Source organism: Blautia difficilis (assembly GCF_014297245.1).
Taxonomy (GTDB): Bacteria; Bacillota; Clostridia; order Lachnospirales; family Lachnospiraceae; genus Blautia_A; species Blautia_A difficilis.
The window spans coordinates 1-16,678 of the sequence record NZ_JACOQG010000001.1 but is presented as its reverse complement, the minus strand read 5'-3'; the positions used below and the strand labels follow the sequence as shown (position 1 = coordinate 16,678).

Genomic DNA, 16,678 nt, shown 5'->3' with positions numbered 1-16,678 from the left:
CTCGCGTAAATAAAAATCCCCGGGAGATTCCCGGGGATGGATATGGTATGGTGTGGAATGGATTTAAGGTTTTGGTGACGAAGGCGGGGTAATGTCGTACCAGGTTGATCCGCCATCGTAGGAACGGTAAACGTGCGTTGTGTTTACATAGGTAAACTCTTTGATGGAACCATTGGGGCCGTAGGTGTAGTAGGCGAAGCCATCTTTTGTTTCTGTAGGGTATCCCCCTGCTTGTAGTTTATTAAATGGGCTATCCCAATAGGAAACTGGTTTAGGAGTATAGGATTTAAGTGCATCTTTAAAAGCTGCGGAATCGGCATAGTATATACGTGCTGTAACATTATATCCATTGACTGTAAACTTTTGGTCTGAAAAAAATGCTTCACTAGTCTGCATAGCTCCTGTATTACAGTTACTATGTGCCTTGGTAAGGGTTTGATAAGCATTGAATTTATCATTTTCACCACTGTCCAGACTTCCCTTGCAAGGCGCCGTATCCGTCCATCTAAAGGTTACTCCCTTACTCTTATCATAGGAAACCACGCAGAATCCATTGCTTCCAGGTGTTCCGGACCAGTTCGCAGTCGCTGTACCATTGTAGGCAGCTCCTCCAACTGAGATTGGGAGAGGGCTTTGCCAGTCAGATACCTTTTGTTTTAAATCAAATATAATAGGTGCCGGAACTTCATCGTCTTTTTCAGCCACAGTTATCATCAGCTCTGAATAGGCAGATTTGGCATTGGCCAGATCTGTTGCCTCCCGGCTTCTCTCCACATATTTTGTGTAGGCGGGAGATAAAATTCCTATAAGTACTGCAAGGATTGAAATAACCACGATCAGCTCTACAAGCGTAAATCCCTCATTCCCTCTTCTTTTGTATCCCATGTTTCGCCTCCATAAATATCATTCGAATATTTCCCCGTTTGATGCACCCAAAAAAGAAAACAGGAGAATATTCAATAAGTATTACCATATTAACATAGAACCACAGATTAATCCATAGGATACTTAATAATATTTTAAGAGTATAATATTTCAGGGATAATAAAGCAAAACGCACTCCACAGAAATGAACTCCTGTAAAGTGCGTCTCATTTTATTTATAACTCAATACTTGTAAGAATATGAATTATGATCCATTTTATACTTGTCCCTATTATTCAGCTTCTGCTGCTTCTGTCTCTTCCGGTGCTTCTGTTACTTCTGCGTTTTCTGTATCATCGGATGCTGCTTCTGCATCTGTTGTATCTGTATCTTCTGCTGCAGCATCTTCACTGTCTACAACGCCGCCTTCCACAACAAGGTCTTCAGGATTAATGTTATCGCCATATACCGGTTTCAGAGTTTCTTCAAAGTCTTTGTGGAAGAACTGTTCCTCTGCCAGAGATTTGATTTCATCATTGATCGCGTTCAGAAGATCTGCATTTCCTTTCTGTACTGCAGGAGCGATTGTATCAATATCACCCAGAGATTCGATTCCTACAGAAAAGCCTTTGTTCTGCTGTGCCCATGCAAGTACCTCTGTGTTGTCTGTGGAGAAGGCATCTCCTCTTCCATCAAGAAGTGCATCATAAGCTTCCTGATATTCATCAAATTTTACAAGTTCAATATCCGGATAGTTTTCTGTGAAATATGTTTCTGCTGTTGTTCCCTTTACCACGATCAGCTTCTTACCTTCCAGATCTTTTACATCTGTGATCAGTGCATCATCAGGAGAAACAACGCCGAGAGCCACTTTCATATATGGAAGTGCAAAATCTACCTTTTCTGCTCTTTCATCTGTTACTGTGAAGTTTGCAAGGATCACATCAACCTTTGCAGACTGCAGATATTCAACACGGCTTGCTGCTTCTACATATGTAAATTCTACATCATCTTCGCTTCCCAGAAGGTCTTTTGCAAGTCTCTTACCAAAATAAACATCGTAACCCTGAACCTCACCGTTTTCATCTACATATCCGAATGGGTTCTTGTCACTGAATACGCCGATCTTAATCTTTCCATCTTTTTTGATCTCATCCAGAGTACGGGCCTGTGCAGTGTTGCCACCGTCATCTGCTGCACTTACCAGAATACTTCCGCCAAGCAGTGTTGTTGCTGCTACACCGGTTGCTAATAAAACTGCTAATAATTTTTTCTTCATGTCCTTTTCCTCCATGCCTTAAAAATTTTAATGATATCATAATTTTTATAGTTACTTTTTAACAGTTTCATAATGGAAACTGTTCAGGAACTGCTTTGCCCTGTCTGTCTGTGGATTGTCAAAAAACTGTTCCGGAGTATTTTCTTCTACAATATTTCCTTTATCCATAAAGATCACTCTGTCTGCCACAGACCTGGCAAATTCCATCTCGTGAGTTACGATCAGCATAGTCATTCCTGTTTTTGCAAGTTCCAGAACTACCTGAAGTACTTCCCTTACCATCTCCGGGTCAAGAGCTGCTGTGATCTCATCCAGAAGCATAATTTCCGGATGCATCAGCATGGCACGTACAATGGCAACTCTCTGCTTCTGACCACCGGACAGCTGTCTTGGATAACTGTCTTTCTTATCCAGAAGTCCAACTCTGTCCAGAAGCTGTTCCGCTTCTTTTTTTACTTCTTCTTTATTTCTTTTCTGCACTTTCAAAGGTGCCAGAAGAAGATTATTTAAGATTGTCATATTTGGGAAAAGATCATAGCTCTGAAAAACCATTCCAATTTTTTCCCTGACTTTGCTGATATTCTTTTTTTCTTTTTCATAGCTTACACCATCAAGCTTCAGCACACCGCTGTCCGTTTCTTCCAGGCGGTTGATACATCGCAGGAAGGTGCTTTTTCCACATCCGGAAGGTCCTACAATTACTACCACTTCTCCTTTTTGCATGGAGAAAGAAACATCATCCAGAATAGGAACATTGTTTACATATGATTTCTTTAAATGCTCTACTTCTAAAATCGGCTGTCCCATTCATTTATCCTCATTTCTATTAGTCTGCAAACTTCTTTTCCAGAACTCTGGAGAGTCTGGAGAAAGGAAAACATATGATAAAATACATAAAGAATACTGCACCGTATACCCAGAGGGCTGCTGTTGGGTTTGTATATCTGGATGCATCAATAATCTGTTTTCCTACTTTTAATACTTCTACCACACCGATCAAAGCTGCCAGTGAAGTAGTCTTAATCATTCTGGTAAGAAGATTGACTGCTGATGGAAGAAGTCTCCGGATGGTCTGGGGAAGGATAATATAAAGGTACACCTGCCATTTATTCAGGCCAAGACCATATCCGCTGTCATACTGATGCTTTGGAATGGAGATCAGTGCGCTTCGCACCAGATCGCCCATCTCTGCAGTTCCCCAGAAAGTAAATACAATGACTGCTGCCGTTTCCCCGGAAAGATTCATTCCCAGATGCTTGGCTGCTCCGAAATATACCAGGAACAAAAGCACCAGCTGGGGCATGATCCTTACGATCTCAAGGTAAATACGACAGATAAATTTGATGATCTTATTTGGAATATTCATTACCATGCCAAGCAGAAAGCCAAGGATAACAGACAGCACCATAGAAATCAGTGCGATCCTTATTGTTACCCACAAGCCCTGCCAGAGTCTTAATGAGTTGATTCCTTTAAAAAGAACCTCAATCCCCATATTCTGCATAGCGGACTCTCCTTTCTACAAATGAACAGATCAGTGAAATTGGTAAAAGTATGATCAGATATGCAATTACCAACATAAACAGGGATTCATCTGTTTTGTAATAAATTCCGATCAGATCTTTTGTCACAAACATCAGATCTGCAAGTGCAACTGCACTAAATACAGAAGTTTCTTTAATAAGAAAGATAGCATTTGCACAAAATGCAGGGATGGAATTAGATACCGCCTGAGGCAGGATAATGTTTGTAAATACCTGACTCTTACTCATTCCAAGACTTAATGTAGATTCCACCTGAATGGGCGGAACATTGTCCAGACCGCTCCTGAAGGCCTCTGCCATGTAGCTGCCTCCCAGAAATGCCAGTCCGGAGATAGCACACTGTTCGGAACTGAGTACAATCCCTATTTTGGGAAGACCGAAATACAGAAAAAACAACTGGATCAGCAATGGGGTATTTCTGGACAGTTCAATGTAACATTCCACGATCTGACGAAGTACAGGAATCCTGAAATACTTAATCATGCTGCAGATAAGCCCAACCACAATAGCAAGCAACACACCAATCACTGCCATGTGAAGGGTAAGCTTTGCAGCCTCAACATAAAGAGGTGTCTGCTCGCGGATAAACTCAAAATCCATGGTTACTTTCTTCTCCTTCTATTATTATGATTTACCGTCCTAATTAACGGCTTGAACGCTGGTGCCGCTTATTCCTTTTTATAAGTCAGATAAATATTAAAATTTACTGCTTTTTGTAGTTAAAGCAGACGTTTACTTGACCTGGGTAAAGCGTTACATCTGCACATCCGTGAACTGTCATAACATTTCAGGCGTCATACTGCAAGCTTTTCATAAATTGCATCTGCAAGTCTGCTATGTCCCAGTTTATCCAGATGCTCCTGATCTGCTTCATCAGACTGGGCAAATTCTGAAGCCGGAAGGTATGAAACATTTCTTCTTCTGGCAATTTTCTCATACACCCGGGGCAGATTCCGTGACACTTCAATAGAATTCTTATCGAATTCCGGATCAAAATCCTCTTCCCAGATTCTCTCTCCAAGGTAGATGGGAGATACCAGCAATATTTTAGCATCCGGATTTACAGCCTTGATCTGATCAAGAAGCTGTTCAATGCCCTGTCCGATCACCTCCGGAGTTGCGCTGTATACGCTCTTACAGTCATTGGTACCAAGCATAAGAACAATGGTGTCTACCGGTCTGTGGCTTTCAAGGATTGCCGGGAGCATTTCTGTTCCTCTTCTTTCCGTGCGGAATGGATCATCAAATACTGTGGTTCTTCCGCAGAGACCTTCTTCGATCACTCTGTAGCCTTTTGCACTTACCTTATCATCTAATATGCTGGTCCAGCGGATACCCCATCCATATCTCTGATCAGATGTTCCCGGGATTAAACCGTATGTATTGGAGTCGCCGAAACATAGGATTTGTTTCATATCTTGTCACCTTCTTATCTGATTTTTAATCGAATCAAGCAAGTCCCCTGTTTCAACTACGAAGCGAATTGCGAATCCCCGCTTGATGACGATTTTTTATTTCCTTGTTTTCATATTTATTTGATATGGATACTATACAATCTTTGCTTTTATTTGTCAATCCCTTTTTTATATTTTTTTACAATACATCTGGCAAAACAGAAAACAGGCATACGAGAATATGAATATTATTTCCAGTCCTGAACTTTATATTTTTTATATTTTGCAGGTGTGGTACCTGTATATTTTTTGAAGATTTTTATAAAATAGCTCTGTGTGGAAAAGCAAAGATATTCACTGATCTGTGCTGCTGTATAATCTGAATAGGTCAGCATATTACAGGCAGCTTCTATCCGTTCCTTCTGAATATAATCTACAATAGACATTCCTGTTTCTTTTTTAAATAATCTGGAAAGATAACTGGCACTGATCCCTGCTGCCTCTGCAGTTTCTTCCAGTGTGATAGAAGCATGCAGATGAAGATGAATATATTTTACTGCCGCTTCAATTTCTCTGCTGTAATGTCTCATTCCGGACTTTTGCACTTCCTGGGTAAATCTCAGGGCTGCTTTTTGTAATAACTTTTCTATAGAAGATTTACTGGTGCACTCTTCTACTGTCTGAATATAACCGTCGCTTAATGCATAAGCAGTTTCTTCAGGTACGCCACCTTCAATCGCAGCTCTGGTAAACAGCGTAATTCCTGCGATAAACATATTTTTACTGTTTCGCAGTTCATTTCTGGACAGGATTCCAGGAGTTCCATCCGGTGTGATCTGAAAAACGGACTGTATTCTGTCTGTCTGACCATTCCTGATAGCATCATACTGCCGACGCTCACTTGCATAAGATTCATGTTTCTGTAAATTCTCACGTCTCTCAAATAAAGTATTCCTGCTTCGGTTCTCTGCGATCTGTTGTTCTTTTTCGTTATATTTCTTATTTTTCTCCTGCATCTTTATTCCTCTCACATATACAGCAATATTTTGTTATTTATAGCAATATTTTACTATATTTTATCATTTACAGGTGATATAGTCCAGATAAAGGCAATACAAACAATCTGTTCAACATATATTCAACTTATGGAGGAATTTATTATGAATCGTGATTTAAAAAAAATCATCAGCCAGATGACTCTGGAAGAAAAAGCAGGTATGTGCTCAGGTCTTGATTTCTGGCATCTGAAGAGCGTGGAAAGACTTGGAATCCCGGAGGTAATGGTAAGCGACGGTCCTCACGGGCTTCGTAAACAGGATGACAAAGGAGATCATCTTGGAATGAACGACAGTATCAAAGCAGTCTGTTTCCCTCCTGCTGCTTTAAGTGCCTGTTCTTTTGACCGTAGCTTAATGGAAGCCATGGGCGAAACTATTGGCAGAGAAGCTCAGGCAAATGACGTATCTGTTGTCTTAGGACCTGCTGTCAATATTAAACGATCTCCTCTCTGTGGAAGAAACTTCGAATACTATTCAGAAGATCCATACCTTGCAGGTGAAATCGCTGCTGCATTTATCAATGGTGTGCAGTCCCAGAATGTGGGAACTTCCATCAAGCATTTTGCAGCTAACAATCAGGAATATCACCGCATGAGCAATTCTTCCGAAGCAGATGAAAGAACACTCCGCGAAATTTATTTCCCTGCATTTGAAACTGCAGTAAAAAAGGCTCAGCCATATACCTTTATGTGCTCCTACAATCAGATTAACGGTACTTTTGCTTCCGAGAACAAATGGCTTCTTACCGATGTTCTCCGCAATGACTGGGGATTTGAAGGATATGTTATGTCTGACTGGGGTGCTGTCAATGACCGTGTGAAGGGTCTGGAGGCCGGACTGGAACTGGAGATGCCTGGTTCCAACGGAACAAACGATGCTCTGATCATGGAAGCTGTAAAGAATGGTACTCTGAAAGAAGAAGTTCTGGATCAGGCTGTAGAACGTATCCTGAATATTATTTACAAATATGCCGACCACCGCACACCACAGGAATTTACTATGGAAAAAGACCATGAAGAGGCACGCCGTATTGCAGAAGAATCTATGGTTCTTCTGAAAAACACAGACCAGATTCTGCCTCTGAAAGCCTCTGAAAAAGTAGCTTTTGTAGGTGGTTTTGCCAAAAAACCGCGTTTCCAGGGCGGCGGAAGTTCTCATATTAACTGTTTTAAAATTGCCAATGCACTGGAATCTGTTCCTGCTGATTCACAGGTTACTTACGCAGAAGGATTTCCTGCTGATAAAGATTTATATGATGAAAAGCTGGCTGCTGAAGCAGTTCAGGCTGCAAAAGCTGCTGATAAGGTTGTGATCTTCGCCGGACTTCCGGACAGTTTCGAGTCTGAAGGATATGACCGTTCTCATATGAGACTGCCTGAATGCCAAAACCGTCTTATTGGTGAGATCCTGGAAGTTCAGCCAAATACTGTGGTCGTTCTTCACAATGGTTCTCCTGTGGAAATGCCATGGATCAATGATGTGAAAGGTATTCTGGAAGCTTACCTTGGCGGACAGGCAGGCGGAGCTGCTGTTGCAAATATCCTCTATGGTATTGTGAATCCAAGCGGTAAACTGGCTGAAACAATTCCGGTGAAGCTGGCTGACAATCCATCCTACCTGAACTTCGGCGGTGGCGATAAAGTGGAATATCGTGAAGGTGTATTTGTAGGATATCGTTATTATGATACCAAGCAGATGGAAGTTGCCTATCCATTTGGATACGGACTCTCTTATACTACTTTTGCATACAGCAATCTGCAGATTTCCAACACAAATCCAACAGAAAAAGATACCATCACTGTTTCTGTAGATGTAACAAATACAGGAAACGTTGCAGGAAAAGAAGCTGTCCAGCTTTATGTGAAAGACATGACAGCATCCACGATCCGTCCGGAAAAAGAACTGAAAGGCTTTGAAAAAGTCCAGCTTGCTCCTGGCGAAACAAAAACAGTTACTATGGAACTGGATAAGCGCAGCTTTGCATGGTACAACACCCAATTACAGGACTGGTATGCTGCAAGCGGCAAATATGAGATTCTGATCGGTGCGTCCTCCAGAGATATCCGTCTCTCTGAAACCATTGAACTCTCCAGCAGCCAGGTAATTCCCATGCATATTCATATGAACACAACACTGGGTGAACTTTTCAATAATCCAAACACAAAAGAAGCAGCAAAAGAACTGACTTCCAGATACCTCGCTGCAATGAACGGCGGTTCAGACACAGCTTCCGAATCTGCTGCTGAAGCTATCACTGAAGAAATGGTAGCAGCAATGACAGATTCCATGCCCCTTCGTTCTCTGTGTAGCTTTGGTGGATTCTCACGGGCTGAGATCCAGGAGATTATTGACAAACTGCAGGCGCTCTAAAACACAAAAAACTACTGTATATAAGCCTGAACCTTTTGAGGCTTTATACAGTAGTTTTTATTTATATCTCTCTAAACCATTCCTTCATCACATCAAAAATTCTTATAAGCTCCTCGTCCCTGATCACATATGGAACCATAGAGTACATATAGTTCAAAAATGGCCTGCTGAACACACCCCGCTCATAAGCAAACTGCTGGAAGCCTTCCAGATCCCTGGGATCATGAACCTCCACGCACACGCAGCCACCCATGATGCGGACTTCTTTGATCCGTGGATCTGTGAATGCTTCCATCTCACTACGTGAAACCTGTTCAATATGACGGATTTTACTCATATAATCTTCACGCTCAAAAATCTCAATCCCCTTCAAAGCCACAGCACATGCCAGCGGGTTTCCCATAAAAGTAGGACCATGCATCAAGGCAAGTCTGTCATCATCACTGTAAAAGGCATCAAATACCTTGTGATTTGCCACAGTGACAGCATGACCAATATATCCTCCTGTAAGTGCCTTTCCAAGAACCAGGATATCCGGCAGAACAAGATCTGCCACAAAGCGGTTCCCTGTGCGGCCAAATCCGGTTGCAACCTCGTCAAAAATCAAAAGAACATCATACTGGTCACACAACTCTCTTGCTCTCTTCAGGAATGAAATATCATACATCCGCATTCCTCCTGCTCCCTGTAAAAGAGGCTCCACAATAAAGCAGTTCAGACGGTCATGATACTGTTCAAATGCCTCCTCCAGGGCCGGGATCTCAGTGGGAATATGGACAACACCCTCTTTTTTGTCAAAAGCGAAATGATAATCCTCGTCATCACCAACTTCCATTGCCTTAAAGGTATCTCCATGATATGCATGTTCAAGAGCCAGCACTAACGGACGCTTTCTTCCCTGATTGGTGTTGTATTGAAGGGCCATTTTAAGTGAGACTTCCACTGCAACACTTCCGGAATCTGAAAAAAAGCAATAATCCAGATCACCTGGCAGAAATTCCTGCAGCTTCGCAGAAAGCTTTTCCACCGGCTCATGTGTCAGTCCCCCAAGCATTACATGACAAAAACGGTCTGCCTGTTCCTTGATCGCTTCTGTCAGTTCCGGATGCTTATATCCATGGATCATACACCACCAGGAAGATATGGAGTCTATCAGCTTCTGATCTTTTGTATAAAGATGTACACCCTCCGCATCCAGAATCTTATAGGGAGCTTTCATTGTTTTCATTTGTTCATAGGGATACCATATCATTTGATTTTCACCTCATCATAAAATTCTGCCAGCGCATCTGCATCTATCTCCAGATTCTTCGCATTATCCTGTACTTTTGCGATAACCGGAAGACCAGTCATATGCTGGCACATAGCAATATTATCCTCTTCCATAATATTTCCGGGATGGTAATGATTAAAAATAATACCTTTGATGGGAAGGGAATGGGCTTTCATATATTCCGCAGTCAATACAACACTGTTTATTGTACCAAGCCCTGCATCTGCCACCAGAATACTGGAAAGCTCAAACTCTCTTATCACATCTTCAAGTTGGATTTTGCGTTCATCAAAACAGAGCGGACAGAGGATACCGCCACTTCCTTCCATAGTAATATATTCATAATCATTTGCTGCCTTCAGAAATCCTCTTCGCACAACCTCAAGATCCACCGGATTGCCCTCAACCCTTGAAGCCAGATGAGGAGACCAGGCATTTTCATATACATACGGGCACATATCATCCAGAGACTGAGGAATACCAGACATCTCTTTAACAAAAAGTGCATCGCCCGGGATCAGGCTTCCATCTGTACGCCGGTCATTTCCGCTCATTGCAGCTTTATAATAAGCCGGATTTTTTCCTGCCTGTGCCAGTTTTTTTACGATCAGTCCTGAGAGATAGGTTTTTCCCATGTCTGTTCCTGTTCCTGTAATAAATACTGCTTTACTCATGATTCTTCCACTTCCTTCCAATATTCTGGTGTTACATTTCTGCCCATATCAGAGAGCATTTTTCGGTCGCTGCGGATGGTTGCACAGGCAACGGTAGTCAGCATATTCCCTGTTATTGTAGCGGAGGCTCCGGATTTAAAGGCAGTTTCCCCGTCATTGGTAAGAAGCGCCCGTCCGGCAGCAAGACGGATATTAGCCTCAGGATTAATATAACGGAAGAAGGCGATTGTCCGGAGGATATCCTGCTCTGAAAGCTGATCAAGGTGTTCCAAAGGTGTTCCCGGAATGGGCATCAATGTATTGATCGGAATAGAATCAATCCCCAGCTCCGCAAGGCTGACTGCCATATCCAGACGATCCTCCCAGGTCTCTCCCATTCCTATGATACCGCCGGAACATGCACACATTCCTTCTGCCTTTACCTTTTTCAGAGTTTCAATTTTCATATCGTATGTATGTGTCGTACATATATTAGGAAAATTTCTCCTTGAAGTCTCAATATTATGATGGTAACTGGTTACTCCGGCTTCATGAAGACGATGCAGCTGCTCAGAAGAAAGAAATCCCATGGAAGCACAGAGATCAATATTACATTCCTTATGCATGGTTTCATAGGCGTGGATCGCCTGATCAAATTCTTTTCCGGTCAGAGCCTTTCCTGCAGTGACAATGGAAAAACGATCAACGCCCTCCTCTTCATTCATTTTACATGCTTCCAGAATCTTTTCCTCCGGAAGAAAATCATAGATTTCGCAGGAAGTATGGTGGTGTACTGACTGGGCACAATATTTGCAGTCCTCCGGACATCTGCCGCTGCGTCCATTGATGATAGAACAGAGATCCACCTTATCGCCTATATATACTTCACGGATGCGGTCTGCTCCTTCACATAATTCATCTAAATCACAGGTGAGAAAAAAAGAAAGATCATCTTCACTTGTAATTCTGCGTCCATCAATAATTTCCTGTGCTAAAATAAGTGGATTCATTTTGCAAGCTCCTCCCTTTCCAGTCTGACATTTGATTTTGAATCAAAAAGATATTGAAGCACCACCGGTCTGACACGCTTTGCAATGACAGCACCCAGGACACTTAATGCAATGTCACCGGGTACAGCAAGAAGAAAACAATAAAGAATCAGCGGCCAGATTCCAATCGGTGTATCGATTACATAATTACAAATCACATAGTAATAAACCATTCCACAGGTATAGACGATCATCAGACCTGCCAGATTTGCAAGTAAATAGCGAAAAACTGTCTTCTGCTTAAGACGCTCTGCAATAAGTCCGGTTACATATGTTCCCAGGCAGAACCCTATAATATAACCGAAGCTTGGCTTGAAAATATACCAGATTCCACCGCCTTCCGAAAAAATCGGAAGTCCTGCCAGCCCCAGCAGCATATAGGCAACCACAGAAATCATGCCCCTTCTGGACCCCAGAAACAGTCCGGCAAGCATAGTAAACAGGTACTGCAGTGTAAAGGGAACTACAGGTACAGGGATTTTAATAAACGCACCTGCTGCAATCAACGCCGTAAAAAGACCGCAATAGATCATGCTTTTTGTTTTAGTCATTTGTAAACCTCCATATGTTTTATGGTTTACTATTTTAAAACACGAAGATTCAATTGTCAACTTTTTTTATTTAGCCGGTTTACAGTTTGCGCTGTTATTTGCTTGATTCGGTAAAAAAATATATCAGATGGGAGTTAATCCCCATCTGATATATTGATCCGTAAATCTGAATTAGCTTTTCATTTTCTCTTTTACATCATCCGGTACATCAATCAGACCAAACCGGTAAAACATTCCATAGATGTAAGTCACACCTCGGATATCACCCAGAGATTTGGGACGGTCAACGACCGCTCCCATCTCTCTTATATTATGAAAGGCAAGGCGAACAGAACTCCATGCCAGACTCTTACTCTTCTCCCGGCGGTCAATCCATAGTTCTTTCGTGTATTGTCCATTTCTTCCTTTTCGTACTTCATAGGAAAATGGTAATCCGGAGTAGGTTTTAAATTTCACTTTCTGATAGATCAGAACCACCTCCCACAGATGTTCCTCAGTTGGTTCTGTCCTCAGCTTGCGGGTTTTATATGTTCTTTTTTCTTCCATAGAGTTCCCAATTATCAAGAAGCTGTTCAATCAGCTTTGTTTATCAATATAGCAAAAAATCTATCAATCGTTATTTACTGGTTTTACCTTTTACCGAAGACCAGCTGCTGTATATTTTTTTACTATTTGTATCATACTTATATGAACGTATCTTGTAATAATAGGTTTTACCTTTCTTTAATTTAAAATTTGTATATGTTACAGTAGAACCCTTCTTTATCACTTTGATTTTTTTGTAAGAACCCTTTTTACCGGTTTTTCTGTAAATTTCATAACCTTTGGCATCTTTTTGCTTCTTCCATGTAATGACCAGTTTGTTTTTGGATTTGCTGGAAATACCGGTTATTACAGGCTTGGAAGGCTTACTGACAGAAGGAGCCGGTGTAACTGCAGGTTTCGGAGTACCTGAAGGAAGCGGAGATACTGCCGGAGTTGCAGTTGGTTTTGGGGTTGCAGTTGGCATCGGGGTTGCAGTTGGTTTTGGGGCAGCTGTAGTAGGAACTGGAGCTGCAGTTGGTTTTGGTGTTACAGTTGGTTTTGGAGTTGCAGTTGGCTTTGGAGCCGCAGTTGGTTTCGGAGTTGCAGTTGGCTTTGGTGTTGCAGTTGGTTTTGGAGTCGCAGTTGGTTTTGGAGTTGCGGTAGGGACCGGAGTTGCGGTAGGAACCGGAGTTGCGGTAGGGACTGGAGTTGCAGTCGGAACCGGAGTTGCGGTAGGAACCGGAGTTGCGGTAGGGACTGGAGTTGCAGTAGGAACCGGAGTTGCAGTAGGAACTGGGGTCGCAGTCGGAATCGGAGTTGTAGTAGGAACTGGGGTCACAGTCGGAACCGGAGTTGCGGTTGGAACCGGAGCGGCAAGTCCTTCAACAGTAAATGTAAACTGCTTGGCTTCCCCAGATGCCTGTACAGTAACTTTCTTACCATTCACAGTCCAATCCATATGATTTAGCGCATAAGCAATAATTCCGTTCTGGATGCCGGATATACTTGGCGGATAAGCGGCATTATCAGCAGCAATGCTAAATGTCGTTTTTCCGGCATTTAGATTTTCCTGGATTCGGGTAATATAGGCTTTGGCCCAGAGTTCAGCATCCCCTGATCTGACAAAATAATTGTCTGCCAGACTTGTGGAACGAGTACCATAACCACTTTCGGTATAGATTTTACTATGTCCGGGATGTGCAATAGCCATAAGCTCATCGGAAAGACCAAAATATAACCGGGTCTGGTCAAAATTATACCAATGATCCTTAGAATCATCCCAGGTACAATCCACCTGATACCACTGTCCGTCAAGCTTCATGGCATTCCATGTATGACCATCATAGGTATCTCTTGTTTCTGCATTTTCAATGCCTGCTGCTGTCAATAATCGTGAATAAGCACTTTCATAAGCCTGGCAGGTACCCAGTCCCCGTGTTAAAGCACTTTCTGCTGAAGAATATTTCAGTGAATTATCATAATCCAGCTGCTGCAGGAGCCAGTCGTGGAGCCACAGTGCTTTTTGGTAATCTGATCCATCTGTCTGACTGCTGCATTGTGCAACGGCTGATGATATAATTGAATTTACACTGGGATAATTAGTATCAGAAACAGAAATAAATGTATTGGAACGTAAATAATAAAGGCCGGCATTTTTATCCATAAGATAAAATCTGAAATTATAAGTACCGGAAGCAGTCATTGTAAAAGTAAAGTCGTGAGAACTGCAGGCAGAGGTATAGTTCAGCCACTCACCTCGACTGGGATCAGCAACAGATTCGTACTGAAATACTCCCGGATCAGAATAGGATGGCGCGTCCATACGAAATAAATAATTGCCACTGCCGCCTTCTGCGGAAACATGAAATACAGTGGGCTGCCCTAATACGGGAGCATTCCATTCGACTTTTAATGTAATTCCGTTAGAAGTGGCTGTGTCACTGTAAGCATATGCAGACTCTCCTGCATTCGGAATTACCATATCATTTGACAGACTTAATTCAGATGTACTGCCATCACTGAATTCCTCCATTTCATTCACTGAATCTGAAACCTCAGCATCATTCTGTCCATAGCTTATGACAGAACCAGATAAAACACTGGTGGATGCAAACGCAAATACAAGAAAATACGCCAATAGTTTTTTCTTCATACCAATTTCCCCTCTCAAAAGTTTGTGGAAATTATTATACTATATTGGACAACATTCGAAAAGAAATTTTTGTCGTAATTGGATATTTTGAGAAACAATCTCTGTTGTGCTTGCCCTTGTTGTGATCGCACTGGCCGGAATTCGCCTGATCATGAAAATTGTAGATACTTTTATTTCAACAATGGATACTCAGTTTTCCACATATATTCGGGAGTTAAGAGCAACCTGAAACGCACTGCTGTTTGGGTTCACAAATCTTCTCATGCTTTTCAGACTCCTTTCTGGAGCTGTCACTCAAGCCGGAGGCTACAACTCTCTTACTATAGTTTGATTCTATCATCTGACAGAACAAATATCTTCAGTATGAGACAGATTAATAATATTATGAGTTCATCCGGGGATTATGTAAATAGCTTCAATTTTATCTCCATTTACCTCAAATTCGACTTGTGTTCGTATCTCGTAGGGTCTGGCCCGTGTACTCTTGGTTCCAATTATCTTTTATTTCGAACGGTTTTTGCCTGAAGTTTTTCTGGATGCTTTTTTATGTCTATCATAATATGGTAAATATTAACATATCTGTCTCCATAATGATGTTCTGTCATGCAAACATATTTTTCCATCCTTATGTTATTCTGAATTACCTCAATCTCCTCTCTTGGTATTAATTTGCTGATTTTCCAATAAAGTTCAGATGAATCTTTTAACTCTTTTAAAAACGCATTATACCGCTTCCAAGTCTTATCAATATCATTAACATCCGCATAAATTACCAGGAAATGGGCTGGTGCCTGAATATAGCTATAGCCGAAAATTTTGCCTATATGCTTTATCAAGTTTGCTCTATTGATTGATGTAATCTTAATTCCCTCAACAACGCTCATAGATGCTGAATTATGATTAATCCAAAGATCTACATGTCCAACACTTTGTCTTTCATTCTGCAATTGATCTGTAGCAGTACCCTCCTGAGTCTGATCCCTCATTCTATAATCATAAAGTTCCTCATATTTTTGATTAAACAAGATCATAATCATTTTATTATAACTATCTTCTGATGCTGCTTTTCCGTTTACTCTTAAATAATCACAATATTGTGATACCAAAGACGTTGTCTCCAGCATCAGGCACAGCAAATGAGACTTCACCAGATTTTTCACCTGTTTTCCACGAAAGTATAACTTAGCAGTATCAATCACAGTCAGGCAGTGAGCATTTTTTACCGCTTCTATTATAGCCATAACATTATCACTTTCATACTGGACACCGGCAGGTTCCTTCATTTCTGGTATTTTTTTATCTTCGATCTGACGTTTCAACTTTTTAAGCTCATCTGTCATACCATAATAACTTTGTAAAGAATTTACTAATTTATAGGCTTTATCAAAACTGTTACTTTGAATATATGCAGAAATAATATAGCGCGCACAAGAAATATCCATCCAAAATTTGTATGGCATTTCCTCGCAGATTTTCCATAATTCTCCATATTCTCTCATTTCTTCAAAAAGATACAATGCATTTGCATATATCAACAATGAATCAATCTTCTCCAAATTAAACCGCTGTTTAATTTCCAAAAGACTTTCTTTCGCAAGAATGTAATACTTTTTGCGCTCCTTGCCAGAAGATTGAACACATACTCTAACTTCTGAAATAAACAAATTTGCATTAACAGCATAATTACCTGGATTACTCTTCAAGAGAATTGAATATATTTTTTCAGCTCTTTTTATCTCATCTACAGCTTCCCTTTCCAGATATATAAGTGCCTTATAAAATAAATTTACAGTTTCATCTGGAAGTTCCAAAACTGCTGATATATTATCACGAATAAACAACAGTTGAATTTCCGTTGCTTTCATCCAATCTTTATACTGCTTTACAAAAGCCCTATTTCTTTTATTCATACTTGTTTTAAGCTGTTCATATAACTCAACAATTTTTTTTGCAAAAATTGTTTTAA

General features: G+C 41.2%; 15 protein-coding genes. 1 reads left to right on the top strand and 14 read right to left on the bottom strand.

Annotated elements, in window-relative coordinates:
- Positions 1-63: 63 nt before the first annotated feature.
- The 7 genes from H8Z82_RS00075 to H8Z82_RS00045 form a co-directional block, all read right to left on the bottom strand.
- On the bottom strand, positions 64-885 hold the full coding sequence (locus tag H8Z82_RS00075) for a type II secretion system protein (RefSeq protein WP_186993866.1): 822 nt from the start codon (positions 883-885) through the stop codon (positions 64-66).
- 271 nt (positions 886-1,156) lie between these two features.
- Positions 1,157-2,143 (bottom strand): cysteine ABC transporter substrate-binding protein, encoded by a 987-nt coding sequence (locus tag H8Z82_RS00070; RefSeq protein ID WP_186993865.1) that lies wholly within the window; start codon positions 2,141-2,143, stop codon positions 1,157-1,159.
- Positions 2,144-2,194: 51 nt separating this feature from the next.
- Positions 2,195-2,950 (bottom strand): amino acid ABC transporter ATP-binding protein, encoded by a 756-nt coding sequence (locus tag H8Z82_RS00065; RefSeq protein WP_207724590.1) that lies wholly within the window; start codon positions 2,948-2,950, stop codon positions 2,195-2,197.
- A 19-nt stretch (positions 2,951-2,969) separates the two neighbouring features.
- On the bottom strand, positions 2,970-3,647 hold the full coding sequence (locus H8Z82_RS00060; RefSeq protein ID WP_186993864.1) for an amino acid ABC transporter permease: 678 nt from the start codon (positions 3,645-3,647) through the stop codon (positions 2,970-2,972).
- The gene (locus tag H8Z82_RS00055; RefSeq protein WP_186993863.1) at positions 3,628-4,287 is read right to left on the bottom strand and encodes an amino acid ABC transporter permease; all 660 of its coding nucleotides are present in this window, start codon (positions 4,285-4,287) and stop codon (positions 3,628-3,630) included. Before H8Z82_RS00055 ends, H8Z82_RS00060 begins: the two co-directional genes overlap by 20 nt.
- Positions 4,288-4,481: 194 nt before the next feature.
- Positions 4,482-5,102 carry a GDSL-type esterase/lipase family protein gene (locus tag H8Z82_RS00050; protein WP_186993862.1) on the bottom strand — a complete coding sequence of 207 codons (621 nt, stop codon included), beginning with the start codon at positions 5,100-5,102 and terminating at the stop codon, positions 4,482-4,484.
- A gap of 227 nt (positions 5,103-5,329) precedes the next feature.
- Positions 5,330-6,097, bottom strand: coding sequence for a helix-turn-helix domain-containing protein (locus tag H8Z82_RS00045; protein ID WP_186993861.1), 768 nt, complete (start codon positions 6,095-6,097; stop codon positions 5,330-5,332).
- A gap of 144 nt (positions 6,098-6,241) precedes the next feature.
- On the opposite strand from H8Z82_RS00045, the gene H8Z82_RS00040 reads away from it, so the two are divergent.
- Positions 6,242-8,509: a glycoside hydrolase family 3 C-terminal domain-containing protein gene (locus tag H8Z82_RS00040; protein WP_186993860.1), complete on the top strand. Its 2,268-nt coding sequence runs from the start codon at positions 6,242-6,244 to the stop codon at positions 8,507-8,509.
- 61 nt (positions 8,510-8,570) lie between these two features.
- Here H8Z82_RS00040 and bioA read toward each other — a convergent pair whose 3' ends face one another.
- From bioA to H8Z82_RS00005, 7 genes are all read right to left on the bottom strand, one after another.
- Positions 8,571-9,761, bottom strand: a complete 1,191-nt coding sequence (gene bioA / locus H8Z82_RS00035) for an adenosylmethionine--8-amino-7-oxononanoate transaminase (RefSeq protein ID WP_186993859.1) — start codon at positions 9,759-9,761, stop codon at positions 8,571-8,573.
- Positions 9,758-10,456, bottom strand: coding sequence for a dethiobiotin synthase (gene bioD / locus H8Z82_RS00030; RefSeq protein WP_186993858.1), 699 nt, complete (start codon positions 10,454-10,456; stop codon positions 9,758-9,760). Before bioD ends, bioA begins: the two co-directional genes overlap by 4 nt.
- The gene (gene bioB, locus H8Z82_RS00025; RefSeq protein ID WP_186993857.1) at positions 10,453-11,445 is read right to left on the bottom strand and encodes a biotin synthase BioB; all 993 of its coding nucleotides are present in this window, start codon (positions 11,443-11,445) and stop codon (positions 10,453-10,455) included. Before bioB ends, bioD begins: the two co-directional genes overlap by 4 nt.
- A complete protein-coding gene (locus H8Z82_RS00020; RefSeq protein WP_118571582.1) occupies positions 11,442-12,035 on the bottom strand; it encodes a biotin transporter BioY in 594 nt (197 codons plus the stop codon). The genes bioB and H8Z82_RS00020 overlap by 4 nt, the downstream gene beginning before the upstream one ends.
- Positions 12,036-12,206: 171 nt before the next feature.
- Positions 12,207-12,581 (bottom strand): hypothetical protein, encoded by a 375-nt coding sequence (locus tag H8Z82_RS00015; RefSeq protein WP_186993856.1) that lies wholly within the window; start codon positions 12,579-12,581, stop codon positions 12,207-12,209.
- A 70-nt stretch (positions 12,582-12,651) separates the two neighbouring features.
- Entirely contained in the window at positions 12,652-14,712 is a 2,061-nt protein-coding gene (locus tag H8Z82_RS17235; RefSeq protein ID WP_243176347.1) for a fibronectin type III domain-containing protein, read from the bottom strand.
- A 494-nt stretch (positions 14,713-15,206) separates the two neighbouring features.
- Positions 15,207-16,678 (bottom strand): hypothetical protein (locus tag H8Z82_RS00005; protein ID WP_186993855.1); only part of this gene is annotated, 1,472 nt, incomplete at its 5' end.